General features: G+C 72.1%; 22 protein-coding genes. 12 read left to right on the forward strand and 10 right to left on the reverse strand.

The features are described 5' to 3' along the window. Positions 1-350: 350 nt before the first annotated feature. The 3 genes from AB0C01_RS27875 to AB0C01_RS27885 all read left to right on the forward strand — a co-directional run bounded on the left by AB0C01_RS27875 (position 351) and on the right by AB0C01_RS27885 (position 4,297). Positions 351-1,955, forward strand: coding sequence for an ABC-F family ATP-binding cassette domain-containing protein (locus AB0C01_RS27875; protein ID WP_357572530.1), 1,605 nt, complete (start codon positions 351-353; stop codon positions 1,953-1,955). A gap of 18 nt (positions 1,956-1,973) precedes the next feature. After that, positions 1,974-3,593, forward strand: a complete 1,620-nt coding sequence (locus AB0C01_RS27880; protein ID WP_357572531.1) for an ABC-F family ATP-binding cassette domain-containing protein — start codon at positions 1,974-1,976, stop codon at positions 3,591-3,593. Positions 3,594-3,745: 152 nt separating this feature from the next. Next, positions 3,746-4,297: a thymidine kinase gene (locus AB0C01_RS27885; RefSeq protein WP_357241847.1), complete on the forward strand. Its 552-nt coding sequence runs from the start codon at positions 3,746-3,748 to the stop codon at positions 4,295-4,297. A gap of 72 nt (positions 4,298-4,369) precedes the next feature. On the opposite strand, the gene AB0C01_RS27890 is transcribed toward AB0C01_RS27885, so the two are convergent. Both AB0C01_RS27890 and AB0C01_RS27895 read right to left on the reverse strand, forming a co-directional pair. Beyond that, a complete protein-coding gene (locus AB0C01_RS27890) occupies positions 4,370-5,500 on the reverse strand; it encodes a hypothetical protein (protein ID WP_357572532.1) in 1,131 nt (376 codons plus the stop codon). Then, complete coding sequence (locus AB0C01_RS27895; RefSeq protein ID WP_357572533.1) at positions 5,493-6,035, reverse strand: SigE family RNA polymerase sigma factor; 543 nt, start codon at positions 6,033-6,035, stop codon at positions 5,493-5,495. The genes AB0C01_RS27890 and AB0C01_RS27895 overlap by 8 nt, the downstream gene beginning before the upstream one ends. A 303-nt stretch (positions 6,036-6,338) precedes the next feature. On the opposite strand from AB0C01_RS27895, the gene AB0C01_RS27900 reads away from it, so the two are divergent. Both AB0C01_RS27900 and AB0C01_RS27905 read left to right on the forward strand, forming a co-directional pair. After that, a complete protein-coding gene (locus tag AB0C01_RS27900; protein ID WP_357572534.1) occupies positions 6,339-6,674 on the forward strand; it encodes a hypothetical protein in 336 nt (111 codons plus the stop codon). Positions 6,675-6,816: 142 nt separating this feature from the next. Continuing rightward, positions 6,817-10,557, forward strand: a complete 3,741-nt coding sequence (locus AB0C01_RS27905; protein WP_357572535.1) for a S8 family serine peptidase — start codon at positions 6,817-6,819, stop codon at positions 10,555-10,557. Between the two features lie 75 nt (positions 10,558-10,632). Here the strand turns inward: AB0C01_RS27905 and AB0C01_RS27910 are convergent, their stop codons facing one another. From AB0C01_RS27910 to AB0C01_RS27930, 5 genes are read right to left on the reverse strand one after another with little or no spacing between them, the layout of a single operon-like run. Continuing rightward, on the reverse strand, positions 10,633-11,247 hold the full coding sequence (locus AB0C01_RS27910) for a hypothetical protein (protein ID WP_357572536.1): 615 nt from the start codon (positions 11,245-11,247) through the stop codon (positions 10,633-10,635). Next, complete coding sequence (locus AB0C01_RS27915) at positions 11,244-12,623, reverse strand: hypothetical protein (RefSeq protein ID WP_357572537.1); 1,380 nt, start codon at positions 12,621-12,623, stop codon at positions 11,244-11,246. The genes AB0C01_RS27910 and AB0C01_RS27915 overlap by 4 nt, the downstream gene beginning before the upstream one ends. Continuing rightward, on the reverse strand, positions 12,620-13,420 hold the full coding sequence (locus AB0C01_RS27920; RefSeq protein WP_357242416.1) for an ABC transporter ATP-binding protein: 801 nt from the start codon (positions 13,418-13,420) through the stop codon (positions 12,620-12,622). The genes AB0C01_RS27915 and AB0C01_RS27920 overlap by 4 nt, the downstream gene beginning before the upstream one ends. Positions 13,421-13,462: 42 nt before the next feature. After that, positions 13,463-14,260, reverse strand: coding sequence for a zf-HC2 domain-containing protein (locus tag AB0C01_RS27925; protein WP_357572538.1), 798 nt, complete (start codon positions 14,258-14,260; stop codon positions 13,463-13,465). Beyond that, a complete protein-coding gene (locus AB0C01_RS27930; RefSeq protein WP_357241868.1) occupies positions 14,257-14,808 on the reverse strand; it encodes an RNA polymerase sigma factor in 552 nt (183 codons plus the stop codon). The genes AB0C01_RS27925 and AB0C01_RS27930 overlap by 4 nt, the downstream gene beginning before the upstream one ends. Positions 14,809-15,103: 295 nt before the next feature. Between AB0C01_RS27930 and AB0C01_RS27935 the strand changes: the two genes are divergently transcribed. Further along, on the forward strand, positions 15,104-16,324 hold the full coding sequence (locus AB0C01_RS27935) for a multidrug effflux MFS transporter (protein ID WP_357572556.1): 1,221 nt from the start codon (positions 15,104-15,106) through the stop codon (positions 16,322-16,324). A 36-nt stretch (positions 16,325-16,360) separates the two neighbouring features. Here AB0C01_RS27935 and AB0C01_RS27940 read toward each other — a convergent pair whose 3' ends face one another. Beyond that, complete coding sequence (locus tag AB0C01_RS27940) at positions 16,361-17,035, reverse strand: hypothetical protein (protein WP_357241871.1); 675 nt, start codon at positions 17,033-17,035, stop codon at positions 16,361-16,363. 23 nt (positions 17,036-17,058) lie between these two features. Between AB0C01_RS27940 and AB0C01_RS27945 the strand changes: the two genes are divergently transcribed. Together AB0C01_RS27945 and AB0C01_RS27950 are read left to right on the forward strand one after the other, a co-directional pair. Then, positions 17,059-17,577, forward strand: coding sequence for a hotdog domain-containing protein (locus AB0C01_RS27945; RefSeq protein ID WP_357241874.1), 519 nt, complete (start codon positions 17,059-17,061; stop codon positions 17,575-17,577). A gap of 142 nt (positions 17,578-17,719) precedes the next feature. After that, positions 17,720-19,720, forward strand: coding sequence for an acetoacetate--CoA ligase (locus AB0C01_RS27950; RefSeq protein WP_357572539.1), 2,001 nt, complete (start codon positions 17,720-17,722; stop codon positions 19,718-19,720). Between the two features lie 214 nt (positions 19,721-19,934). Here AB0C01_RS27950 and AB0C01_RS27955 read toward each other — a convergent pair whose 3' ends face one another. Continuing rightward, the gene (locus tag AB0C01_RS27955; protein ID WP_357572540.1) at positions 19,935-20,624 is read right to left on the reverse strand and encodes a TIGR03089 family protein; all 690 of its coding nucleotides are present in this window, start codon (positions 20,622-20,624) and stop codon (positions 19,935-19,937) included. A gap of 154 nt (positions 20,625-20,778) precedes the next feature. On the opposite strand from AB0C01_RS27955, the gene AB0C01_RS27960 reads away from it, so the two are divergent. Continuing rightward, positions 20,779-21,924 carry a glycosyltransferase family 1 protein gene (locus tag AB0C01_RS27960; RefSeq protein WP_357241883.1) on the forward strand — a complete coding sequence of 382 codons (1,146 nt, stop codon included), beginning with the start codon at positions 20,779-20,781 and terminating at the stop codon, positions 21,922-21,924. 61 nt (positions 21,925-21,985) lie between these two features. After that, on the forward strand, positions 21,986-23,077 hold the full coding sequence (locus AB0C01_RS27965) for a sugar phosphate nucleotidyltransferase (RefSeq protein WP_357241887.1): 1,092 nt from the start codon (positions 21,986-21,988) through the stop codon (positions 23,075-23,077). Here AB0C01_RS27965 and AB0C01_RS27970 read toward each other — a convergent pair. Continuing rightward, positions 23,046-23,654, reverse strand: coding sequence for an NUDIX hydrolase (locus AB0C01_RS27970; protein WP_357572541.1), 609 nt, complete (start codon positions 23,652-23,654; stop codon positions 23,046-23,048). The genes AB0C01_RS27965 and AB0C01_RS27970 overlap by 32 nt on opposite strands. 39 nt (positions 23,655-23,693) lie before the next feature. Here AB0C01_RS27970 and AB0C01_RS27975 point away from each other — a divergent pair, with 39 nt between their 5' ends. Together AB0C01_RS27975 and AB0C01_RS27980 are read left to right on the forward strand one after the other, a co-directional pair. Next, complete coding sequence (locus tag AB0C01_RS27975; protein ID WP_357572542.1) at positions 23,694-24,740, forward strand: hypothetical protein; 1,047 nt, start codon at positions 23,694-23,696, stop codon at positions 24,738-24,740. 288 nt (positions 24,741-25,028) lie between these two features. Then, the gene (locus AB0C01_RS27980; protein ID WP_357572543.1) at positions 25,029-26,027 is read left to right on the forward strand and encodes a winged helix-turn-helix domain-containing protein; all 999 of its coding nucleotides are present in this window, start codon (positions 25,029-25,031) and stop codon (positions 26,025-26,027) included. Positions 26,028-26,155 lie beyond the last annotated feature (128 nt).

Genomic DNA, 26,155 nt, shown 5'->3' on the forward strand with positions numbered 1-26,155 from the left:
ATCCGTCCGGTTGCTCTGCGGATTTTTCGGCTGCGCCGGATGTCGAGAGCGGTGCCCGCCGGGCAGGTGGCCCTTGCGCCGAGCGGCGAAGTTGTAGCAGCACAGGCAACTCGTGCAGCTGGTGACGGTGCGCCGCATCGGCATGCCGTCGTGGGTCGCGGACGCTGTGGAACCGTCTCGGCGGCCCGGCAAACAGGTTGTCGGGTTGCCTGGTTCGTGTGAGTATGGCCGGGTGATCTACTGACACGCACCCAGCCCGCTGCCGTGGCACGCCACCTTCTCGTGGTTGTCGAGCCCCGGCGGGCAGTCGATCCCCACTTGATTCGGCGATTGGTGTCCGCGTGTCAAACGTGTCTGTTCTGCATGCCCAAGACCTGGTGAAGGTCTACGGCGATCGCATCGTTCTCGACGGTGTCTCGCTCTCCGCGGGGCCCGGCCAGCGGCTGGGCCTGGTCGGTGAGAACGGGGTCGGCAAGTCCACCCTGCTGCGGTTGCTCGCCGGCGAGGAGGAGCCGGACGGCGGTGAGGTGCAGCGCGCGGCCGATACCGAGTTTCTTCGTCAGGAGTTTCCGTTCCCGGCTGATGCCCCGCTCGGCGCCGTCGTCGACGACGCGCTCCAGGAGTTCCACCGAGTCCGCGACCGGCTCGACGATCTCGGTGAGATCCTGGCCGAGCGGCCCGACGACGAGGCTGCCCTCACCGAGTACGGGGATCTACTCGGCTGGGCTGAGGACCACGGCCTCTGGGACGCCGACCACCGGGCGAAGCTGGTGCTCGACGGCCTCGGTCTATCCGTTACGGACATGACCCGTCCGCTCGGCTCGCTCTCCGGTGGGCAGCGCACGCGCCTCGGCCTGGCAGCGCTGTTGATCCGGCAGCCGCGGGCGCTGCTGCTGGACGAGCCGACCAACCACCTCGACGAGGAAGCGGTCAGCTTCCTGGAGCAGCGGCTGGCCGAACTTCCGGGCGCGGTAGTGGTGGCCTCGCACGATCGGGCATTCCTCGACGGGACCTGCACCGACATCGTCGACCTCGACCCGTCCCGGGGAGGTGTCACCCGCTACGGCGGCACCTACTCCGACTACCTCGAGGTCAAACGCCGCGAGCGGGCGCGTTGGGAGCAGCAGTACGCGGCCGAGCAGAAAGAATTGAAGGAGCTGCGACAGGCCGTGGCCACCACCGCGCCCGACGTCAACCACGCACGCTCCATCAAGGACAACAACAAGATTGGGTACGACCGGCACGGCAGCCGAGTCCAGAAACAGATCTCCCGGCGGGTGCGCAACGCCCAGCAGCGTCTGGACGAACTCACCGCCGACCAGGCCAAGCGGCCCCCGGCCCAGCTCAGCCTCACCGCCGCGGTGACCGAGCTCGGCCCGCACGAGGGCAGTGTTTCGCTGCGCGGGGTACGCGTCGACGGCCGGCTCAAGATCGACGACCTGACCGTCGCGACCGGCGAGCGTCTGCTGATCACCGGGCCCAACGGGGCTGGCAAGTCGACGCTGCTGCGGGTGCTCGCCGGTGACCTGGAGCCGGACGCTGGCGCCGCGTACCGGTCGGAGGGGCTGCGCGTCGCGCTGCTCGAGCAGGACGTCGAGTTCCCCGACCCGCAGCGGACTGCCCACTCGTATTACGCCGAGGCGGCCGGCGACGACCCCGCGGTGCCGCTGTCCCGGCTCGGCCTGCTGGTCGGCGGTGACGTGGAACGGCCGGTCGGGCAACTCTCAACCGGCCAGCGCCGCCGGGTCGCCCTGGCAATGCTGATGGCCCGGCCGCCGGACGTTCTGCTGCTCGACGAACCCACCAACCATCTGTCGCTGCGCCTGGTGGAGGAGCTGGAAGAGGCGCTGCGCAGCGCGCCGGGCGGCGTCGTCGTCGCCTCCCACGACCGCTGGCTGCGCCGCGGCTGGCAGGGCCCCGAACTGACCCTGCTCGACGGCCGCGTCCGGGCCTGATCGCCGGAGAGGAGTGCCATGTCCACCCAACTCACACTGCACGCGGTGAGTAAGGCGTATGCCCACGGCCGGGTGCTGAACGCGGTGTCCGGCACCGTCCGTGACGGCGAACGGGCCGCCGTGGTAGGCGAGAACGGCGCTGGGAAGTCCACCCTCCTGCGGCTGCTCGCCGGGCAAGAGCCACCGGACGAGGGCGAGATAGTGGTCACCGCCGACGGCGGGATCGGATACCTCGGCCAGGTCCTCGACCTGCCGGACACTGCCACAGTCGCCGACGCGACCGACGCGGCGCTCGCGGACCTGCGCGACCTCCAGCGCCGGATCACTCAGGCGGAGCAGGAGCTCAGCGCGGGCGAGGCTGGGCTACTCCACGCGTACGGAGAAATGGTCACCGCTTATGAACTGCGCGGCGGATATCGGGCCGATGCGCAGGTGCGGGCGGCGATGTCCGCCCTCGGGATCGGCGAGCTGACGCCGGACCGGGCACTCGGCACGCTCTCCGGTGGGCAACGGGCGCGGCTCGCGCTGGCCGGGGTGCTGTCGGCCGACCCCGAACTGCTGCTGCTCGACGAGCCCACCAACAACCTCGACGGGACGGCGCTGGCCTGGCTGGAGGACCGGCTGCGCCGGCACCGGGGCACGCTCGTGGTGGTGACCCACGACCGGCTGCTGCTGCAGCGGGTGGCCACCACGATCCTGGAGGTCGACGGGGACCGGGGCACGGTGGTGCGCTACGGCAACGGTTACGCCGGATACCTCGCCGAGAAGCGGGCGGCGCGGCAGCGGTGGGAGCAGGCCCACGCGGAGTGGACCGCCGAGATCGCACACTGGACCGACTGGGGCACGACGACGGCGTACCGGGTGGCGCCCGGCCGCGCCATCAGGGACCACAACAAGTGCAAGTACAACGGTGACGGCCGCCGAGTCCAAGCGTCGATCTCCACCCGGGTACGCAGCGCCGCCGAACGCCTCCACCGACTGCACGCCGAACCGGTGCCCCGACCGCCGGACCCGCTGCGCTTGCACGCGCCGCTCGACGCGGCAGTTCGGGAGGGCACCGTCCTCACAGCGTGCGGCGTCCGGGTCGCCGGCCGGCTGTGGGTGCCGGAGCTGACCGTCACCGCCGGTGAGCGGCTGCTGGTCACCGGGCCGAACGGGGCCGGCAAGTCGACCCTGCTCGATGTGCTGGCCGGTGTGCTGACCCCGGACGAAGGGACGGTGCGGCGCCGGGGGCGTCGGGGGTACCTGCCGCAGGAGAGCGCGGTCGGTGCCCCATCGCACAGCCTGCTGTCGGCGTTTGCGTCCGGCCGCGTCGGCACCCGCCAGGAGCACGCCGAGCGGCTGGAATCGCTGGGCCTGTTCCGCGCCGGTGACTTCGACAAACCGGTCGGCGCGCTGTCCGTCGGGCAGCGGCGCCGGCTGGCTCTGGCCCGCCTGCTGGCCGTCGAGGCCGACGTGCTGCTGCTCGACGAGCCCACGAACCACCTGTCGCTGATGCTGGTCGAGGAGCTGGAGCAGGCACTTGCCAACTATTCCGGCGCGGTGGTGGTGGTCTCGCACGACCGGCTGTTTCAGGCACGCTGGACCGGCACCGAGGCGGCCCTGAAGGGCGGCCGGCTGCTCGCGCCAGTGCGGTGAACCGCGCGCGGATCGCTCGATGATCCGAGCCTGCCGTTCCGGGTAGGTCCTGGACGGCGGCGCGACCCGGGCTGTCCCTCGCGGTGTAAGAGCGGTCTCGGGGCGAGTGGGTGCCGACCGTAAGCGGGGTGGTTGATGGCAGGGTTGGGCCCATGGACCTGACGGTTATCCTCGGCCCGGTCAAGGGCGGCAAGTCGCTGGAAATGATCAGCCTGCTGTCTCCGCTCCGGCACGCCGGCATCCCGCACCGGATCTACCAGTCAACTCGACACAGCCGGGACATTGCGGTGACCTCACGTTCCGGGGGCAGTTTGCAGACGGTCAAGGTCAGCTCACTTGGAGGCGCCGCCGACGCTGAGGTCGAAGTCATTGGCGTCGACGAGATCCACATGTTTACCGTCGATGACATCGCCGTGCTGGGTGCTGCGGTCCGTTCGGGAATTCAGGTCGTCGTCGCCGGCATCGATCTGGATCACCGGGGATGCCTGTTCGCTCCGGTGAAGGCGCTGTTCGAACTGGCGCCAGCGAAGGTGCTGTATCGGCGTGCGGTGTGCGACGTCTGTCGGTCTCTCGACGCGACACACACGCAGGTACTCGAGGACGGCAAGCCGATGATCCGAGAACTCGCGCCGTCAACCGCGCTGCCGGACGACGGGACCTACACGTACGAGGCCCGCTGCCGCCGTTGTGTCATTCTCCCCTAAGAGGGTCGCCAACCCGCAACATGTCCCCCTCCGGGGCTGCCGCGCAGGTGCGGTACCGCAGCTCAGGTCGGGTCAGCCGGTGCGTCCGCCGGGCATCACCACGATGGCGTCCTGCGGGAGGGTGGCCACCTCACGCAGGTTGAGGCCGTCCATCGACAGCACGATCGTCCGAGGGCCGTCCGAGCTCAGATTGACCTGCCGGCCGAGAAAGATCCGCTCGCCGTCCGAGCCGATGACGTACCAGCGGCCGGAGTCCATCGGTACCTGCTGCTCGGAGTGGACCCGACCGCTCCGGTCGAGATCGAGCACCCGAGTAGGACGATCACCGTCCATCGTCGTGACGACGACCCGTAGCCGGCTGTCGTCGCGGCTCGGATACAACATGCCGGACCGGTCGATCGTTTCGTCGGGTCCGATCCGGTCCCCGACCTCGACCGTGACCGGGGGCGATGTGCCCGCCAGGCCGGCGGTGACGGTCAGCGTGGTCAGGCGCGTCTGATCCCGCCGGCGTGGGATGGACAGCGGTTCGCCTCCCCGCATCACCCCGATCACCTCGGTTGGTGACCCCGGGATCCGTCGCTGCGTGCCGGAGCTCAGACGGACGAGGACGAACTCTCCGCCTTCTGCCGACGCGGATTCGTCGAGGAGGAGCCAGCCCGAGTCCGGCGCCCAGGCCCGTCCGGTGACCCGACCACCCGTGGACTTCGGCTCGATCGACAGGACTTGCCCGCCCTTCAGGTCGCGTACCAGGTACCGGCTTGCGTCGGGATACCCCAACCACCGTCCGTCGGGGGACAGGGCCATGCCGATCGGGCTGGCCACCGGAAGCGTGAACTGCTGGCCGTCCGGGAGCAGGAGCCGTGGTGCGCAACCGGCCGCGCACGTGGCGTAGACGAGAGTGGCGTGGCCGACGCCCGTGGACGGCAGTGCTGGCGCCGGGGCGAGCGGATCGACCGCCGGCGGTGCGAGGCCGGTCGGCCTGCCGGAGGCTGTCGACCCCGGCGTGGTCGGTCCGACCTCTCCGAACGGTTGCATGACGACCCCCGCCGCCGTCACCACCGCAAGGACCCCGGCGCAGGCAGACACCCCGACCGTGAGGTTCATCCGGCGGCGCCGAGCGACGGCGATCGCCCGGTCGGGATCGGCGTAGTTGCGGCCGTGCTCGGCCAGATCTTGGTAAACACGACGGAACGCGTCAGACATGGTCAACCTCCGACGGCTGGACGCCTTCGAACGCGGTGGGCGGAGTCGAGGGGATGTGCTGTCGCAGGCGGACCAGGGCGTCGTGGACGTGCCGCTTCACAGTGCCGACGCTGCACCCGAGTAGACGGTCGGTCTCCACTTCCGACAGATCTTCGTAGAAGCGCAGGTACAGCGCCGCCCGCTGGCGCGCGGGCAGGGTAGCGAGTGCGCATGCCACCGTGACCCGCACGGCGGTGTCGCTGGCGAGGTCGTCGCCGGACGCCGCGTCGGGAACCCGCTCGGAGGTCACCTCGGTGGGTCGCCGCCGGCGGCGCCAGGAGCGAAGCTGATTGAGCATCACCGTGCGGACGTAGGCTTCCGGGTGGCCGCCGGCCTGCACCCGACGCCAGTGCCGGGCCGTCTTCGCCAGCGCCTCCTGAAGCAGGTCCTGCGCCTCCTGGTGATCGCCGACGAGTAGGTAGGCTGTCCGCGAGAGGGCCGGTCCGCGCGTTAGGGCGAACTCGCGGAACCCGGCGTACCTGTCCGCTCCACTCATCCTGCCCCCTTCTGCGTCCTACCCGTATCAACGCCGTCCGCCCGTCCCGAGGTTGAGTCGGAGGACGCCGGAGTGATCCGGCACCCTCGGCGCCGGTCCGGGGTCCGGACCGGCCATCGCGGACGGTCGCGCGACTCACCGGTCACCCCGCCTGTAACTGCCGCTCCGCCCGGCGCTGCTACCGCCTGCGTCGTTTCCGGGGCTGACGGGTCGGACCGATGCCTGGCCGGGCCACTGCCTGACGGCTGCGTGCCGCCCGTAGGCGATCAAGGACTTGGTTACGGGTGGGCCGGTGGCCATGTTGTGCCGGATCGCGGCGGTCATCGCGAGGAGGCGTTGCGCGACGCGTGCCGCGACGCCTTCGATGAGGCAGACAGCCGGGGTGGCCGCCCGGGTTTACGTTGCCGTGCGAGCCCCCATGTCAGCCGCTTCCGCGTACGCGGCGACGGCCCCGTCGTCAGCGACGCCGACGAGGGTGTGCCGAGCGAGGTCCGGACCGAGGCTCGCCAGCCGTCTGCCGGCGTCCTCGGCGCGTTGATCGAGGCCGACGGGGGCGTGCGCCTCGGCCCGTCGAAAGAGAGCCGCCAGTGGCACGGCATCGTCTGGGGTTGCCGGAATCCAGTGGAGAAATCTCATTGACGGCATCCTATCGATGTGGTGCTCGGGGCGGGTTCGACCGCCGGTGCCCACCCGTCGCGAAACATCCAAGATCCACAGCGGAAACAAGCGGCCGGGAGATTAGCATCTGCCTTTCCTGTGTTGATCAACTTGAGGAATCGTATTGCTACCTCCACGTCTGCGCGGACGACTGCCGATAGCGCTGTGCACCGCGCTCGCGGTGCTCGCCCCGTCGCCCGCCCTGGCCGCACCCGGCCCCGCTGCCCCCTCGGCCCCATCCGCCCACGCGTCTGCCGCACCCCCGGCTCCCGCGACCACCCCCACCGTCACCCTGATCACCGGGGAGAAGGTCACCGCCACCCGGTCGGCCGACGGAAGTCTCAGCCCACAGGTGCGAGACGCCGAGGGACGGCTGACCGGGTTCACCTCGTCCCGGGTGGGAGGGGACACCTACGTCTACCCGCACGGCGTGCTGGCGTACGTGGGCGCCGGGCTGCTCGACAAGCAACTGTTCAATCTCTCGGAGTTGCTGGCGGACGGCTACGACGACGCGCGGCGCGACCACCTTCCGCTGATCGTCACCTACACCGCTGCCGCCGCCCGTTCCCGTAGCGCCTCGGCGCCCGCGGGCGCCCGCGACGTTCGTCGGCTGGACAGCATCCAGGGCGCCGCCCTGAACGTCGACCGATCGGAGACCTTCTGGTCGTCGATCACCGGCGGCGGGGAGGCGACCGCCCGTTCCACCGGCGGGCGGCCCGCTCTCCGTGGCGGCATCGCGAAGATCTGGCTGGACGGCAAGGTCGAGGCCGACCTCGCCGACAGCACCGCGCAGGTCGGTGCCCCGCAGGTCTGGGCGTCCGGGAACACCGGCAAGGGCGTCGACGTCGCCGTCCTGGACACCGGCATCGACGTCAGCCACCCGGACTTCGCCGGCCAGATCGCCGCCACCGAGTCCTTCGTTCCCGGCGAGACGGTCAGGGACGTCTTCGGCCACGGTACGCACGTCGCCTCCACGATCGCCGGCACCGGCGCGGCCTCGGGCGGCACGGAGAAGGGCGTCGCCCCGGGCGTACGGCTGCACGTCGGCAAGGTCCTCGGCGACAACAACTCCGGCCAGGACTCCTGGATCATCAGCGGCATGGAGTGGGCCGTCCGCGAGCAGCACGCCAAGATCGTCAACATGAGCCTCGGGGCCGACCCCACCGACGGCACCGACCCGATGAGTGTGGCGCTCAACGAGCTGAGCGAAGAGACCGGCGCGCTGTTCGTCGTCGCGGCCGGAAACACCGGTCCCAGTCAGTACACGATCGGCAGCCCCGGCAGTGCGGACGCCGCGCTGACCGTCGGCGCCGTCGACGGCAACGACACCCTCGCCGACTTCTCCAGCCAGGGTCCGCGGATCGGCGACCGGGCCCTCAAGCCCGACCTCACCGCGCCCGGTGTAGGCGTCCTGGCCGCCCGCTCGCAGGCCTCCGCCGGCGAAGGCTGGTACCGCCTCGGCGACGGCACCTCGATGGCCACCCCGCACGTCGCCGGCGCCGCCGCGCTGCTGGCCGCCCAACATCCCGACTTCAGCGGGAAGCAGCTCAAGGAAGCTCTGGTCAGCACCGCGAAGCCGCTCGCCGGCCTCAACCCGTACCAGGGCGGCAACGGTCGACTGGACATCGCCGCGACCACGGGCGCGTCCGTCGTCGCCAGCACCAGCGCCGACTTCGGGTACCCCGAGTGGCCGACCGCCCCCGAGGGCACGGTCGAACGGGAGGTCAGTTATCGCAACCTCAGTGACAACGCTGTCACCCTCGACCTCGCCGCGACCGTCGACGGTGCCCCGAATAACCTCTTCACCCTGTCGTCCCGGCAGGTCACCGTCCCGGCGCGCGGCGTCACCTCGGTGACCGTGGCCACGGACTTCGACCGCGTACCGGCCGACAACCCCCTCGCGGGCTTCCTCACCGCCACCGATGCCTCCGGCGCGGTCCGCACCCGCACCGCGCTCGCCATCGGCCGGGAGGGCGTACGCCACCGCCTCACCTTCACGGCCAAGGACCGGGGTGGCAGACCGACAGGCGGAGACCTCCTCCTGCTCGGGCAGGACAACACCGTCCTCCAGCAGCAGATCGACGCCAGTGGCACCCTGGAGCTGCGGCTTCCCGCCGGCACGTACGCGGCGTGGCTCAGGACCGAGGTCGAGGGCGCGAACGGGCCGAACTCGCGCGGGCTCGCCGTGCTGCCGGTACCGGAGATCACCCTCGACCAGGACCGCACCGTCGCGTTCGACGCCACCAAGGCCCGCCGGGTCTCGGTGACCACGCCGCAGGAGTCGACCCTGGACGGCGCCCGCATCGAGGTGTCCCGCGGATTCGGCGGCAACGTCTGGACCGACGGCTGGTTCCTGGATCCCGCGCACGACAGCGTCTGGGTGCTGCCCAGCGACCGTAGGGTCACGACTGGCACGTTCAGCTTCAGCACCCAGTGGCGCACGGTGCAGCCCGCGGTGACGGTGACGGCCGACGGCCGTGACTACGACGACCTTCGGGCGCAGCGGGCCGCGACGCCGCTGCCCCGCGGCGATCAGCACCTCGACGCGGTGTTCGCCGGCGACGGGGACAGCAGCGGCTATGCCACGCTGAACGCCCGGGGCAAGGCCGCCGTGGTACGCCACAACGACGCCGTACCCGTGGAGAGGCAGGCCGCGGCGGCGGCGGCCGCCGGCGCTCGTCTCCTGCTCGTGGTGAACGACGGCGCCGGGCGCCTCGCGGCGTGGCCGGGTTCGGTGTGGGTGCCCCAGGACCCGCCGCCGGTCACCGTGGCCACCCTCACCCGGGACGAGGGTGAGCAGTTGATCACCCGGATCACGCGCGAGAAGCGGGTCCGGCTCGACGTCACCTCCCACCCGACCACCGAGTACGTCTACGACCTGATCCGCGACTACGTCGGTGCCATCCCGGCGGACCTCGCCCAGCGGGTCACCAAGCGTGAACTGGCCCGGGTCGACATGTCCCTGCGCAACTGGCGTCCCGGCCGGGCGGTGGAGACGCGCAACGGCCTCACCGCGTCGGGATCGATGAGCGGCCTCGACTACCACGAGGTCGCGGCGCGCGGCGACCGCACCGACTGGGTCAGCGCCGGGACGCGGTGGACCACGAACGTCGCGGTGCCGGACGAGCAGTCCCAGCAGACGGCGCCCACCACCTATCGGGCCGGTTCGGTCCAGCAGGAGCGGTGGTTCGGCCCGGTGCAACGGCCTCGGCTGCTGACCACCAACACCGTCTTCCGGGGGGACGGTGACGCGATCTCCGCACTGATCCCCGGCTGGGGCGACTCGGGCACCGCGCACGAGGGCAGCACCTCCGGCAACATGGCCGTCGACAACAGCCTGCGGCTCTACCAGGGCGACACGCTCGTCGGCGAGGCCGATCGTTTCCACCCGATGATGAGCAGCAGCGTCCTCAGCCCGGAGCCGCTGCCGTACCGACTCGTGTCGGACAACAGGCGGGACGGCTGGGCCGGCCCGTACTCCACCGCCACCAGGACGGAATGGGGCTTCACCTCCGCCCGGATCAAACCTGGCGTCCTGGCGTGGGAACCGTCCCTGATCCAGCTCGACTACGCCGTCGACACCGATGTCGACGGCAGGGCGAAGCGCAACGCCGACCTCACCGTCACCGCACTGCACCTGCCGACGGCGACCGAGGCGTCCGCCATCCGGACGGTGACGCTGGAGGTGTCCTACGACGACGGCGCGACGTGGCAGCACGCCAAGCTCCAGCACAAGGGTGACGGTTGGCGTACGCGGATCGACGCCCCGCGTACGGCAGGTTTCGTCACCCTGCGCGCCACGGCCCGGGACGCTCGGGGCAACAGCGTGGAGCAGCGCATCACCCGGGCCTTCGGCCTGCGGTGAGCTGGGGCGGCGGGTGGGGACCGGCGTCGGTCCCCACCCGCCGCCCGCTCGCGATCGACCCGGCGAGGCGGCCCGTCACCTGTCGAGGGACATCTCCACGGCGGGCCGCAGCGGTCCGCCACGCAGCGCGTACGCGAGCAGACCGACCACCGCCAGGGTGGCGGCGCAGACGGTGGCGGCGGTGGTGCCGGCGGGTTGGATCAGCCATCCGGCGACCTGTACCCGCAGGTCCCTGCTGGGACCCAGCAGCGGCAGGACCGCGATGAGGGTCCAGGTCAGCGGGCAGATCCACGACAGGGCGGCACCGAACAGGGCGGCACCGAGGGCGGTGAGCCCGAGGAGCCCGGCGGTGTTGCGCAGCATCAGGCTGAACGGTTCGTAGTGCGCGTCGGTGACCGTGCTGAGGGCCAGCAGGGCGGTGATCGTGGCGACGGCGAGCAGCAGGTGCCCGGCGCGTCGCAGCGGCCAGTTGACCGCCGCGGTGCGGTCGAGGGCGTCGTCGGCGCCGCCGAGGGTGGTGCCGGCCGCGACCACCGCCAGCATGATGACGAGGCTGGCCGTGCGGGTGTTGATGGTCGTCGAGTCGGTGTAGGCCAGCGACAGGGCCCACGCCACCGTGATGAGCGCGGTCGCGGTGGTCAGCGCGAGGGGGACCCGGCGGGAGCGTAGGTGGAGCTGAAGCCACCTCACGGCTGGCCCTCGGGCAGGACCGCCACGAGGCCGTCGCCCTGGCAGGCCAGTGCCGCCTCGCGTGCCGCCGCCATCCGACGCCGCTGCTCGGCCTCCGGGAGACTCACCAGCGCCTGGTACGCGCCCACCAGCCGCTCCACCTCCGTGGGGTCCCATCCGGTCGGGGCCGGTGGTCGGCCGGTCAGCCAGGCGGCGGCGACGATCCGGGCCCGGTACTCGTCGCCCTGAATCGACTGTTCGGCGCACTCCTGCTGCCAGGCGGCCTCGAGCAGGGACGGCAGGAAGTAGTCGCCGGACAGGTCGGCGCGGCCGAGGCGGTCGAACGAGGGGGTGTCGAAGACGATCGTGTCGGCGGAGTGCGGTGCCGGTGCCGCTCGCGGGTCCAGCCGCGCCCAGTAGGTGACCTGCTGGGTCTGCACCGCCCGGACGGGTGCGTTGGGCAGCTTGGCCGCCATCATGGCGAGAGCCTGGCGGGCCGGGCCGACGACGTCGGGCAGCAGCTCGGCGTGTACCCGCGTCACGCAGACCTGCGGGCCGGCGTTGTCACAGACCAGCTCGATGGCGGCCGGGTCGACGACCGCCGCCCCGCGTGTGCCGCCGATGGGCAGGAGCGGTACGGCCACCGCGGCGCCGAGCACCGCCGGGAGGACGGCCAGCGCGGTGGCTCGGCGGCGGACCGTGCCCAGCAGCAGCAGTCCGGTGGCGGCGAGCGCCACCAGCCACAGCGTCTGGAGCGCGCTGACCCGCGGCATGATCGTCTGGAAGCCGTCGAGTTCGTTGATGACCGGGATGAGCAGCAGCGCCGATGGTTCGGGCCGGAAGGCCGCCAGGTCGGGGTCGGGCTGCGCCACGAGTTCGGGGACGAGCCCGAGCAGGGCGAACCCGGCCACCGCGACGACGGGTGCGGTGATCACCCGGGGTACGGCCCGACCGGCGGCCATGCCGAGCCAGCCGGCGGCGATCAGGGCCGGAACACCGACGGCGGCGACGACGATGGTGGCGCCCGGGAAGTAGTGCGCCGTCGGCACCACCCAGCCGGCCGCGACGAGACACACCAGGATGTACGCGGCCACCACCGTGATCGCGAGCGCGCTGGCGGTCACCGTGGTGCGGTGCCACCGGGGTCGAGCGGTGCTGGTGAACAACTCGCCGACCCGGTGCCGGGCGTCGCGTCGACCCAGCCACGCCCCACCGGCGAGCGCCAGCGGCAGCAGCACCACGAGTATCGACCGGGCGATGACCGCCAGTTGCATCCACCGGCCGGCGAAGAACTGGGTGGACGTGAGCAGCAACGGCACGCCAGTCACCAGCAACAGCAGCGCGACGCCCAGCGCCGCCGACCGGCGTAGCTCGATGCGCAGGATGCGCCCGGTCATGCCGGCACCTGCCCACGGTGGGAGCGCAGCAGCGCCGAGTAGCCACGTTCGGTGGCGCTGTCGCCCGCATCGTCCGCGCCGCCCTGCTGGGCCAGTTGCCCGGTGGTGCCCTGCCACACCAGGCGACCCTCGTGGACCAGCACCACGTCGGTGCAGGCCACCGCGACGTCCTCGACCAGGTGGGTGGAGACGAGCACGCAGCTGTCCAGACCGATCTCGCGCAACAGCTCGCGGAAGTCTAGGCGCTGCTCCGGGTCCAGGCCGACCGTCGGCTCGTCGAGCAGCAGCACCTCCGGATCGTTGACGATCGCCTGGGCGATGCCGGCGCGGCGCAGCATCCCGCCGGAGAGCGTCTTCATCCGGGAGTCGGCGCGGTCGGCGAGGCCGACCCGTTCGACGGCCCGTTGCACCGCGCCCGGGATGACCGTCTTCGGCATCTCCTTGAGCCAGGCCATGTATTCGACGAACTCCCGGACGGTGAAGCGCGGGTAGAAGCCGAAGTGCTGCGGCAGGTAGCCCAGGCCACGCCGGACCCGACGGAGGTCCGCCTTGGCGGTGATGTCCTCGCCGAGCAGGCTCAACCGGCCACCGGCGGGCTTCACCACCGTGGCGAGCGCTCGCATCAACGTCGTCTTGCCGGCGCCGTTGGGGCCGAGCAACCCGTGCACGCCGGTGCCCAACGCCAGGTCCAGCCCGTTGACCGCCAGGTGTCGTCCGGCTCGGACCTGCAACTCCTCGGTTCGCACCGCCCATGGATGGGTGGACGGCCTGGTCTCCGCCGCGCTGACGATACGCATCATGACGTCTCCATTCGGTCTGTGGTTCGTGTTGTCAGCTGGTCACGACGTGTGGGGAGGTCCTCCGAGCGGACGTCGCCGGGCCCGGACGAGCACCACGGCCACCAGCGCCACGGTGCTGGCGGCCCACCAGGGCGAGCTGCTGTCCGCGAGGACGGCCGGGAGCCGCCCGCCGGCCAGACTCGGCGTCACGACACCCGCGGACCAGGTGAGGGCCAGTACGGCGGCGGCGCGGTCCACCCCCACCAGTCCGCCCAGCGCCAGCGCCCCGGCGGTGAAGCCCAGCGCCGGCAGCAGCCAGAGACCCGGGGAGTGCCCGGTGCCCCAGCCCGCCACGGCCAGCACCGGGATGACCGCCACCAGGACCGCCAACGTGCGGCGCAGCAGCAGCGCCAACCCGGTACGCGGCATGGTCGCCATCAGCTCCCAGGCCGGATCGAGTCGCCGGCTCCAGAGCGCGGCCACCGGTAGCAGCGGTGCCATCGGCGCGATGAGCAGCACCAGCGACGGCAGGTTGTCGAAGGTCGTCTCGAAGAGCACCGCGGCCAGCATCAGGCCGGCGGCGGCGGCCAGCCACGGCAGGATCCGCCCGGCGACCCCGGTCCGCCGCAGTCGCCGCCGGCGCACCGGAGCAGGGCCGGTGGCGATTCCGGTGGCGATGCCGTCGGCCACCCGGTCCAGCAGGTCACGGGTGGCGGGGTCGACCGCGTCGGCCAGGACCGCCCGGCAGGCGGCGCAGGACTCCAGGTGCGCCTCGACCGCCCAGCTGGTCGTGTCGTCGACGCCGTGACCACCCGAGCCGTACTCGGAGATCATCGTCTTGGTGGGATGAGTGGTCATGACAGCGCCTCCCGCAGCGCGATCCGGGCCCGCCGCGCGCGGGTCTTCACGGTTCCTTCCGGCATGCCGAGCAGCAGCGAGGTCTCCCGCACGGTCAACCCGTCGAGGACCATCGCGCGCAGCACCTGACGCAGCTCCGCCGGCAGTGCCTGCAGGGCCTGTTCCAGGTTGGCGTCCAACCCACCAGCGAGCGCCTCCTCCTCGGCCGCCGGAGCCACGGCGTCGTAGGTCTGCACCGACGGAATCCGCTCCCGCCGGGCCCGGTGGCGGAACGCGTCGACAAGCCGGTGCGCGGCGATCGTCCACAACCAGCCCACCGCGCTGCCGGAGCCCGCGGACTGCGCCTGGCTGCCGGCCGACCGCCACACCGCCAGGTACGTCTCCTGCAACACCTCGGCCACCACGTCCTCGTCGGCGCACCGCCGACGGAGCCGCGTGGTCAGCCACGGGGCGGTACGCCGGTACAGTGCGTCGAAGGCACGCCGGTCGCCGCGGGCGACGCGGCGAAGCAACTCACCCTCGTCGAGTCCGTCCAGACTTCGTCTCACGACAGGCAAGACGATGCGACCCTCCACTTCGGTTCTGGCCCGACGGTGACCCCGGTCACATTTCTTCCGTACTCGGATCGGGCCGACGCGGCGTGATGCCCCCCACAGCGGGAACGTCGTACGGGCTGCGGGCGTTGCCGACACACGCCCGGCAGTTGCGGACGCGCTGACGCCGTAACGACGTAGAAGCTTCCGCAGAGAGACCGAGATGATGAAGCAGTTGGTGGACCAGACCGAACCGGGCACTCGCACGGCACCCCCGCCCACGACCGGGGAGGTGCTGCCCGGTGACCTGATGACCAACCGTCAGCGAGCGCAACTCGTCCTCGTGCTCGGTGCGTTGATCGCCATCGGGCCGTTGACCATCGACATGTACCTGCCCGCGCTGCCCGCCATCACGGCCGGGTTGCAGACCACCGAGACCGCCGTGCAGTTGACGCTGACCGGCACGCTTGTCGGCCTGGCGCTGGGCCAGTTGCTGATCGGGCCGCTCTCCGATGTGGTCGGACGGCGGGTGCCGCTGCTGGCCGGGCTGGCCGCGCACATCGTGGCCTCCGTGCTGTGCGTCTTCGCGCCCACCATCGCCGTGCTCGGCGCGCTGCGTGTCCTGCAGGGGCTGGGCGTCGCGGCCGCCACCGTGGTCGCGACCGCCGTCGTCCGCGACCTGTTCAGTGGCGCGTCGTTCGCCCGGATCTTCTCCCGGCTGATGCTCGTCATGGGCCTGGCCCCCATCCTCGCGCCGACCCTGGGCAGCGGCCTGCTGAGCTGGACCGACTGGCGGGGCGTCTTCGCGGCGCTGGCGGTGTTGGGCGCGTTGCTGATCGTCGTGGCGGCGCGGCGGCTCCCGGAGACCCTCCCGGTGGCGCGTCGGCGGCACGGAGGGATCGTTGCCACCCTGCGCGACTACCGGGGGCTGCTCAACGACCGGGCGTTCGTCGGGTTGGTGCTGGTCGCCGGGCTGGCGATGGCGGCCCTGTTCGCGTACGTCGCGGGGTCGTCGTTCGTGCTCCAACGGGAGTACGGCCTCGACGAGCAGCAGTTCGGCCTGGCCTTCGGGGCCGGTGCCGTCGGCCTGATCGCGGCCACCCAGTTCAACGTCCGGCTGCTGCGCCGCTACACCCCGCAGCAGATCCTGGTCAGCGCGCTCATCGCGGGAACAGCGGCCGGCCTCCTGCTCGTCATGTTCGCGGCCACCGGCTTCGGTGGCCTGGGCACTTTGCTCGCGTCGCTGTGGCTGGTCCTGGCCGCGGCGGGCCTGGCCCTGCCGAACGCTCCGGCGCTGGCCATGAGCCGGCACAGTGCGGCCGCCGGTACCGCCGCCGCGCTACTCGGTGCCGTGCAGTTCGGTGTCGGCGCCCTCTCGGCGCCGCTGGCGGGCCTGTTCGGCGCCGGGAGCGTACCGATGGCGATCGTCATCGCGGGCGGCATGGCCGCCGCGCTGATCGTCATGCTCCTCGTCGTGCCCCGCGCCGACCTCGGCACCGTCGACCCGGACCTGGCGGTCGCCGTGCACTAGAAATCGGGCGGGCCGGTTGCCCGGCCCGCCCGACGATCAGCGAATCTCCGTGGTGTTGTCCTCCGGGCGCGGCTGGCCGCGCGGCGGGGCGGACCAGGGCGACTCGCCACCCACCCGGCGCGGCAACGGCTCGGTCGGTGTCGACTCGGCCGGGTAACCCAGAGTGAGCGGGGCGGTGTCGCGCTCCGGGGTGGTGTGGGACGGCCAGTCGGTGAGCGTGAAGTCGTCGTCGCGGGGGCCGGCGCCCGGCGCGGACACCGGCGCCACGGCCGGCTCGGTGGCGGGGCGCGGCCACTGCCGCCAACGCTGCACGCTGAAGGTCGCCATCAGCAGCAGCAGGCCGATCAGGAAGAGTGTGCCGTTCTCCACGGGCAGCCGCAGCGGCAACGGATCGCCGGCCACCTTCCACTCGTACGGGATCGCGTCCCGTACCGCGAAGGGCGCCACGAACATCCCGATGTACGGGGTGACCAGCAGCAATCCGGCCACCAGCGGACCGAGCGGCGAGAAGCGCAGCGTGGCCAGCAGGCCCAGCAGGACGCCGCCGACACCGAGGTACACGGCTGGCTCGATCAGGTTGGCGGTGTTGAACGTGCCGGTCTCCACCCAGCGGTCGACCGTCCGGCTCGACCCGTCCTGCCCCAGTGTGACGAGCACCCAGGTGATGGGCGCCACCACCAGCCCGGCGAGGAAGCTCCAGAGATGTCGCATCCGCGCACCGTACCGTTTTCGGCATGACTGAGCACCTCTCCGCCGCACCGGTCGGCAAGCCGACGTCGTACTCGCGCGTCACGCTGAGCAAGATTATGACTGCCGTGGACGTGAACCTCTACGGCACCGTGCACGGCGGGGTTCTGATGAAGTTCGTCGACGACGTGGCGGGTGCCGCCGCTGCCCGGCACAGCGGCGGAACGGCCGTGACCGCGGCGATCGACGAGATCGTCTTCTCCGAGGCGGTCCGGGTCGGTGACCTCGTGCACGCACACGCGCAGGTGAACTGGACCGGCCAGACCTCGATGGAGGTGGGCGTGCGGGTGGTCGCCGAGCGGTGGGACTCGGCCGAGGACGCGCCGGTCCGGGTCGCCACCGCGTACCTGGTCTTCGTCGGCGTCGACGTGGGCGGGGCCCCCCGGACGGTCCGTCCGGTGTTGCCGGAGACGGCGGAGGACGAGCGCCGGTACAAGGAGGCCGAGATCCGTCGCGCGCACCGCCTCGCCCGGCGCCGTGCCATCCAGGCCCACCGCGCCGGCTGACCCACATGGGGCGCCGGGTTGGAGTGTGGGGTGGGCACGCATCGGTTGCCGGACCCGGTGCGCAGAATGGCGCTTCGAGGTAGGGCAAGATGGCGCCACGGCCCAGGCACAGTGTCGTGCGAGGCCAGGGGAGGGTGGGGCAGTGGGTGAGATGCTGTGGACGCCGCCGGCGGACGTACTGGAGCGGTCCCGGATCGGTGGCTACCTGCGCTGGCTGCGGGAGCACCGCGGGTTGGACTTCACCGACTACGACGCGCTGTGGCGCTGGTCCACCACCGACCTGGACGGGTTCTGGCGCTCGATCTGGGACCACTTCGAGGTGATCGCGCACACCCCGCCGACCGCCACCCTGGCCGAGCGGGGAATGCCCGGTGCCCGTTGGTTCCCCGGTGCCACGCTCAACTACGCGGAGAACGTGCTGCGGATGCCGGGTCGCGCCGACGACGACCCGGTGGTGATCGCGCACGGGCAGACCCGCGCACCTGTCACGCTGACCGCCGGGGAGTTGCGCGAGCAGGTCCGCCGGGTGTCGGCCGGTCTGCGCCGGCTCGGCGTCACCGCCGGTGACCGGGTGGCGGCGTACGCCCCGAACATTCCTGAGACGTACGTCCTCCTGCTGGCCACCGCCAGCCTGGGCGCGATCTTCTCGTCCTGCGCGCCGGAGTTCGGGACCCGCAGCGTCACCGACCGCTGGCAGCAGATCGAGCCGACAGTGCTGGTCGCCGTGGACGGCTACCGGTACGGCGACAAGGCGGTGGACCGGCGCGCGGAGGTCGCCGCGATCCGGGCCGCCCTGCCGTCGCTGCGGCACACCGTCTCCATCGGCTACCTCGACCCCACGGGCTCCGCGCCCGAGGATGCGCTGGGCTGGGAGGAACTGGCCGCGCCGACCGACGAGCCGTTGACGTTCACGCCGGTGCCGTTCGACCACCCGCTGTACGTGCTCTACTCCTCGGGCACCACCGGGCTGCCCAAGCCGATCGTGCACGGTCACGGCGGCATCCTGCTGGAGCACCTGAAGATGCTCGCCCTGCACCACGACCTGGGTCCGGCCGACCGGTTCTTCTGGTTCACCACCACCGGCTGGATGATGTGGAACTTCCTGGTCTCCGGCCCGGCGGTGGGCGCGACGATCGTGCTCTTCGACGGCAATCCGGCGGTCCGGGCGGAGCCCGGCCGGCCGGCTGAGCCTGACCTCGGTGGGCTGTGGCGGCTGGCGGCGGAGACCGGCACCACGTACTTCGGCATTTCCGCGCCCTTCCTGCTGGCCTGCCGCAAGGCTCAGCTGGTGCCCCGCGAGGTCGCCGACCTGTCGGCGCTGCGCGGCGTCGGCTCGACCGGTGCGCCGCTGCCGGCCGAGGGCTTCCACTGGGTGTACGAGACGGTGAGCGACCGGGTGCAGCTCCAGTCGCTCTCCGGCGGCACCGACGTGTGCACCGGCTTCGTGGGCGGGGTGCCACTGCTGCCGGTGTACGCGGGCGAGATCGCCTGCCGGGCGTTGGGCGCGAAGGTGGAGGCACGCTCGGCCGACGGCACCCCGGTGCTCGGCGAGCTGGGCGAGCTGGTGATCACCGAGCCGATGCCGAGCATGCCCGTGGGTTTCTGGAACGACCCGGACGGTGTCCGTTACTCCGAGGCGTACTTCGACGTCTACCCGGGCGTCTGGCGGCACGGGGACTGGATCACCATCAACGAGCGGGGAGGTTGCGTGATCACCGGCCGCTCCGACGCCACCCTCAACCGGGGCGGGGTGCGGTTGGGCACCGCCGAGTTCTACTCCGTGGTCGAAGGGCTCGACGAGGTGCTCGACTCGGTCGTCGTGCACCTGGAGGACGACGAGGGTGGCGCCGGTGAGCTGCTGCTCTTCGTGGTGCTGGCCGAGGGTCTGAGCCTGGACGACGACCTGCGGAAGAAGATCTGCCGCGAGCTGCGCACCGCCCTGTCGCCCCGGCACGTGCCCGACGAGATCCACCAGGTACGCGCGGTGCCCCGCACCCTGTCCGCGAAGAAGCTGGAGGTCCCGGTCAAGAAGATCCTGACCGGCACCCCGGTAGACCAGGCGGCGGCCAAGGGCGCCCTGGCCAACCCCGAGTCCCTGAACGCCTTCGCCGCCCTGGCCCGGTCCCGCACCCCCACCCCCTAACAGCCCGCCCTCCCGCCAACCCCGCAGCCCACCCCCCGCCAACCCCGCAGCCCACCCCCCGCCCGCGTCGATCAAGGAGTTGTGGTGCCTCGCAAAAGGGGCATAGGTGCAGCAGTTGCCCACCACAACTCCATGATCGACGGGGCGGGGCGGGGCGGGGCGGGGTGGGGTGGGGCGGGGTGGGGTGGGGTGGGGTGGGCAGTGGGCGGCGGGGTTACTGGAGGGTTTGGGTGACCTTTTCCGTGGTCTGGCGGCCTGCCAGGCGGGTGGGGTCCTGGTTGGCGCAGAGGACCACGGTGGCGGCCCGGGTCAGCGGGGCCAGCAGCCAGTCCACCGGGTCCGGGTAACGGGCGGCGTCGACGAGGACCCGGGCACCGGCCTCGATGCCCAGCTCGGTGGCGCGGGCCTCGGCGCGGGCCAGCAGGTGCTCGTCGGTGGGGCCCGGCCCCGGCTGCGGGCGGAAGTGGTCGCCGTGCCGGCGTACCTCGACCACGTAGTCGGCGAACCCGGGCGGCACCTGCCGGAGCGGGGCGGCCAGTGGAGCCAGCCCGAGGGCGTACCGCTCGTCGGCCGACCAGGACTGCGCCTCGTCGAGCCGGTCGGCGGCGGCGAAGAGCACGTCGACGTCGCCCGGTGTGTCGACGACGCTCAGCTTGGCCGACCAGCAGCCCAGCAGCACCGCCGCGGTCTGCCAGTGGGGCGGCAACAGCACCCCGCCCGGAGTGCCCGGTGCGAGGCCGACCTCGTCGACGAGCAGGTTGGCGGTCTTCGCCACCCAGTTCGCCAGGGTGGCGCCGGATAGTTCGGTGCGGTCACCGCTGGCATCGTCGTACCAGGTGAGGAGCGGTCGGGTCGGGTCGGTCGCGATCGCGTCGGCGAACACCCGGGCAATGTTGTCGGCCATCGGCGCGAACGATACGCCCCTGTGGGCCGTACTCGAAGACGATGACAACTCGGCAAACCGTCGGGTCGCAGTCAGCGTCGGCCCCGCGCTCCGGCGTAGGCTTGACCCCCGGAGTGTTGTTCCCCACAGACCCGCCAGTGCAAGGAGTCGCCCCGTGACCGCCGGTCGCCCGCCCCGCGTGCTCATCGACGCCACGAGTGTCCCCACCGACCGTGGTGGCGTCGGTCGATACGTCGACGGTCTGCTCGGTGCCCTCGGCAAGGTGTGCGGGTCGGGGGTGGATCTGGCCGTGGTCAGCCTCCGCACCGACCTGGAGCGTTACACCCGGATGCTGCCCGGCGCGGAGATCATCCCAGCTCCGGCCGCGGTGGCGCACCGCCCGGCCCGGCTCGCGTGGGAGCAGACCGGCCTGCCGCTGCTCGCCCAGCAGGTGAGCGCCGACGTGCTGCATTCGCCCTTCTACACCTGCCCGCTGCGGGCCGGGTGCCCGGTCACCGTCACCGTGCACGACGCGACGTTCTTCACCGAGCCGGAGCACTACGACAAGTCCCGCCGCACGTTCTTCCGCAGCGCCATCAAGACGTCGCTGCGCCGCGCCAACCGGGTGATCGTGCCCAGCAAGGCCACCCGGGACGAGCTGATCCGGCTGCTCGACGCCGATCCGACGCGGATCGACGTGGCCTACCACGGTGTCGACCAGCAGGCCTTCCACGCCCCCACCGAGGAGGAGAAGGCCCGCGTCCGCGCCCGGCTGGGGCTGGGCAACAGCAGCTATGTCGCCTTCCTCGGTGCCAAGGAGCCGCGGAAGAACGTGCCCAACCTGATCCGTGGTTGGGCCCGCGCGGTGTCCGACCGGGCCGAGCCGCCGGCCCTGGTGATCGCCGGTGGGCAGGGGCACGACGACGACATCGACCGGGCGGTGGCCGAGGTCCCGTCGCACCTGCGCCTGCTGCGCCCCGGCTACCTGCGCTACGCCGACCTGCCCGGCTTCCTCGGTGGCGCACTGGTCGCCGCCTATCCGTCCTACGGCGAGGGGTTCGGGCTGCCGATCCTGGAGGCCATGGCGTGCGCCGCCCCGGTGCTGACCACGCCCCGGCTCTCGCTGCCCGAGGTGGGCGGTGACGCGGTCGCGTACACCTCGGAGGATGCGGAGCAGATCGGCACCGACCTGGCCGCGCTGCTCGACGACGAGCAGCGTCGGCTGTCCCTGGCGAAGGCGGGTTTCGACCGGGCCAAGGAATTCACCTGGGAGTCCAGCGCCGAGGTGCACATCGCCGCCTGGAGTCGCGCCCGCTCCTGAGCTCGGGTGCCTGGTGGTGACCCGTGCCACTGCCAGTAGGTACGTCGGGCATGATGTGCGGATGCTTTATGCGGTAATTCCGGCAGGTGGCAGCGGCACGAGACTGTGGCCGTTGTCCCGCGCCGGCCACCCCAAGTTCCTCCACCCGCTGACCGGCACCAGTTCCTCGCTGCTCCAGGCGACCGTGGAGCGGCTCGCGCCGCTGACCACACCGGATCGGACCCTGGTGGTCACCGGTGCCGCGCACGTCGCGGCGGTGGCTCGGCAGCTGACCGGTCTGCCGGAGGAGAATATCCTGGTCGAGCCCTCCCCTCGGGATTCCTGCGCGGCGATCGCGCTGGCCGCCGCGGTGATCGCGGTGCGCGACCCGGACGCGGTGATGGGCAGCTTCGCGGCCGACCACCTGATCGGCGACCCGGGGAGCTGGGTGCGCACGGTCCAGGAGGCGGTCCGGGGGGCCGAGCAGGGGATGCTGATGACGGTCGGGATCACCCCGACCCGTCCAGAGACCGGCTACGGCTACCTGGAGACCGGCGAGGAGACCGACGGCGCTCCGTGGCGGCCGGTGACCGAGTTCAAGGAGAAGCCGGGCGCGGAGGTCGCCGAGGCGTACGTCCGTTCCGGCCGGCACCTGTGGAACGCGAGCATGTTCGTGTGGCGGGTGGATGTCTTCCTCGCCGAGTTGGCCCGCCAGCAGCCGGCGTTGCACGCTGGCGTGGCCGCGATCGCCGCCGCCTGGGGCACCCCCGAGCAGGACGAGGTGCTCGGCGCGATCTGGCCGACTCTGCCGAAGATCTCCGTGGACTACGCGGTGATGGAGGGCGCGGCGACCGCGGGTCGGGTCGCGACCGTGCCGGGCGACTTCGGTTGGAACGACGTCGGCGACTTCCACACCCTGGGTGAGGTGCTGCCGGCCGACGAGGCGGGCAACGTGGTGCTCGGCACCGACGCCAAGCCCGGGGTGCTCCTGCGGGACAGCACCAACCTGGTGGTGGTGCCGCAGTCCGGTCGGTTGGTGGCTGTCCTCGGGCTGCGCGACCTGATCGTGGTGGACACCCCGGACGCGGTGCTGGTCTGCCCGCGCGATCAGGCCCAGGGCGTCAAGGCCCTGGTCGACGAGCTCAAGGCGCGCGGCGAAGAGGGCTACGTCTGAGGGCCGCCAGGCCCGGTGCGAGCAGTTGTACGGTCCCGCCGGCCAGCGGCTCGGGCAGCTGGGCCGGCGGAAACCAGCCCAACTGCTCGGCCTCGTCGCTGACCTGCTCGACCGCGCCGGGAGGCGCGACCACGGCGAATCGGACGTCGTAGTGGCGTGAGCCGCCCTGGCAGGGCACCTCGTGCACGTCGACGTCGATCGGCACCGGGTCGATGCGCAGGTCGGCGATGCCGGACTCCTCGGTGGCCTCGCGGAGCGCGGCGGCGACCAGGGTCTGGTCGGTCGGCTCGCAGTGCCCGCCGAGCTGCACCCAACGCCCGAACTTGACGTGCAGGCAGAGCAGTACCCGCGAGCCGGTGGCGTCCAGCACCAGCGCGCTCGCGGTGACGTGCCCGGGTCGGTGCGGCCGACTCATCGCGATCGGGCCGGCGTCGAGCAACGTGAGGGTGCGGTCCCTCGCGGTGGCCGCCCCCGGGCTGGTGGGCTGCCAGTCTTCGAGCAGCGCGGTGGCGTCGGCGTGCAGCGCCGCGTACGCCTCGGGGTCGGTCGGATGGGCGGTGATCGGGGTGTCGGGCACCCCGACACTGTACGAGCGGGCGCTCCGTACGCTGGCGCGATGACCCTGCGACTCGTCGAATTCGTGGTAGCCGGCAACGAGGCAAGCGATCTGCTGCCGGTGCGGTCGACGGCGCTGCTGCGCGCGTACGGCGCCCGGCGGGGCTTCTGGACCGTGCTGGACGAGGGGCCGGTCGAGCGCTGCCTGGCGTTGCTGCTGGAACGCGAGGACGGCGGGTGGACGGCCCGGCACGTGCTCGCCGACGCGGGTCCGGAGAACGGGCGGACCGAGGATGGCGAGGCGCTCGCCCACCACGACGGCTGGGTGTACGTCTTCGGCTCCCACTTCGGCTCGAAGGCTGGCCCGCTGCGGCCCCGACGCGCCTTCGTGGCCCGCTTCCGGGAGGACGACGCGGCGACCGGGCTGGTGCCGGTGCACGTGGTGCGCAACTCGTTCCGGCTGCACCGGGCGGTGAACAACGCTCTCGCCGGGTCGCCGTTGACCCTGTTGCCGCCCGGGGAGCGGGTGCGGGCGCGGTTCATCGTGGAGACGCTGGCGCGGGGGACCGCGCGGGAGAAGCGCTGGGTGAGCCGGCTGGCCCCGGGCGACCTGCCGTTGAACGTGGAGGCGGCCGCCTTCACCCCGGCCGGGACGGTCCTGCTCGGGCTGCGGTTCCCGGTCACCGACGCCGGTGAGCCGATCCTGGTGGAGATCGCCGGTGTGCCGGCCATGTTCGGGGCGGAGCCGGCGTGGCCGGGGGCGTTGCGCGCGTACGCGTTGACCGGGGTCACCCCGCCGGGGAAGCTGACCGGGTTCCGCGCGATCACCCCGACGCCGGACGGCGGGTACGCGGCGGTGATCGGCTCGATCGACGCGCTGGGTAAGGGGTCGGTGCTGCTCGACGACCATCCGGGCGGCGGTGACGTCACGTCTCGGCACGTCCGCTTCCGCCTCCCGCCCGCTGGGTCGGCCGACGCGTCCCGGCTGGTCGGGGAGCCGGTGCGGGACCTGGCGCCGTTCCACCACGTGGAAGGGCTGGCCGAGGTGGACGGGCGACCGTTCTACGTCACGGACGAGGATCACCGGGTCGCGCTCTGGGTTGGTTGAGCCGAGCGCGTGATGTGGCGAGGCTTGGTGACCGGACGGCACCTCTGCGGAGCAAGGGCCGCAGACCCTCGTGGTGCCGCCCGATCACCGGGGCCTCCCCAGACCCGGTGCCCCGGGGGCCGGCGCATCGAGGACGCACCGGCACGGTGTTCGGGCACTGGAAGCATGGCGAACCGCTCCGGCGACGTCGAGGTTTTTCAGCCCAGGCTTAAAGATGGAGATTAGTGCCGTCCGGGTAGAGTCAAACGGTCACCCGGCATCCCCCTGCTGGCGACACTGGAGCGCTCCATGCTGAAGATCCACTTTTCCGGGGAGGACATCCTCCGGACTCGGGTGGCGCCGGCGGCGGACCCGGTCTGGGAGCTGGTCCTCAGCCTGCACGCGTTGCAGAGCCGCAACCGCGACCCGTTGACGGCACACTGGCGGCGCACCGTCTCCCGAGGCCTGCGTCACGACGCCGCCTCCGAGCAACTCCGGTTGCTCTTCGCGTTGAGCCCGCCGCGCGGCTACTTCCCGGACTTCCTCACCCCGTACGCCAGCGTGGACGGCTTCGAGGCCGGGCTGGAAGCGCTCCGCAGCACCCCGACCGGGATGCTGCAACGGGACCTGAGCGTGCTCGCCACCGAGAACCAGCTGCCGCCCTCGGCCGCCGCGCTGGCCCGGGGCGAGGTGGCGGTGCTGCACCACCTCGCCGACTCGATGGTCCAGTACCGGTCGTTGGCGATCAACCCGTACTGGACCCGCATCCAGGCGGCGGTCGCGGCGGACCGGGCGCACCGGGCCAGGGCGCTGCTCGACGGCGGTATCGAGGGCCTGCTCAACAGCCTCCGGCCGGCCATGCGCTGGGACGGTGGGGTGCTTGAGGTCCGCAACTACCCACACAGCCGGGAGCTGCACCTGGACGGTCGAGGGCTGCTGCTGGTGCCGTCGTTCTTCTGTGCGGACACGCCTGTCGCCCTGCTCGATCCGGCCCTGCCGCCGGTGCTCGTCTACCGGGTGGACCGGTTGGGCGGGTTGGCGTCGGCCGACGGCAGCGGGGCGGTCCGGTCCGCCGCCGCCCGCGAGTCACTCGCCGCGCTACTCGGCCGCACCAGGGCGGCCGTGTTGCAGGCCAGCGACGAGGGCTGCACCACCGGCGAGGTCGCCCGCCGGCTCAACATCTCACCGGCGGCGGCGAGCCAACACGCCACGGTGCTGCGCAACGCCGGCCTGCTGGTCAGCCACCGGGACCGCAACAGCGTGCTGCACACGTTGACCCCGCTCGGCCGGGCCATGCTCGACGCCTGACCCGCCACCGCGCGAGCGCGCCGGGCCGCTCGGGCGGGCGACCCGGCCGTCGCTCAGAGCGCGAGCGCGCCGGGCCGCTGGGGCGACCCGGCCGTCGTTCAGAACGCGAGCGCGCCGGGCCGCTCGGG

Source organism: Micromonospora sp. NPDC048905 (genome assembly GCF_040649655.1).
GTDB lineage: Bacteria > Actinomycetota > Actinomycetes > Mycobacteriales > Micromonosporaceae > Micromonospora.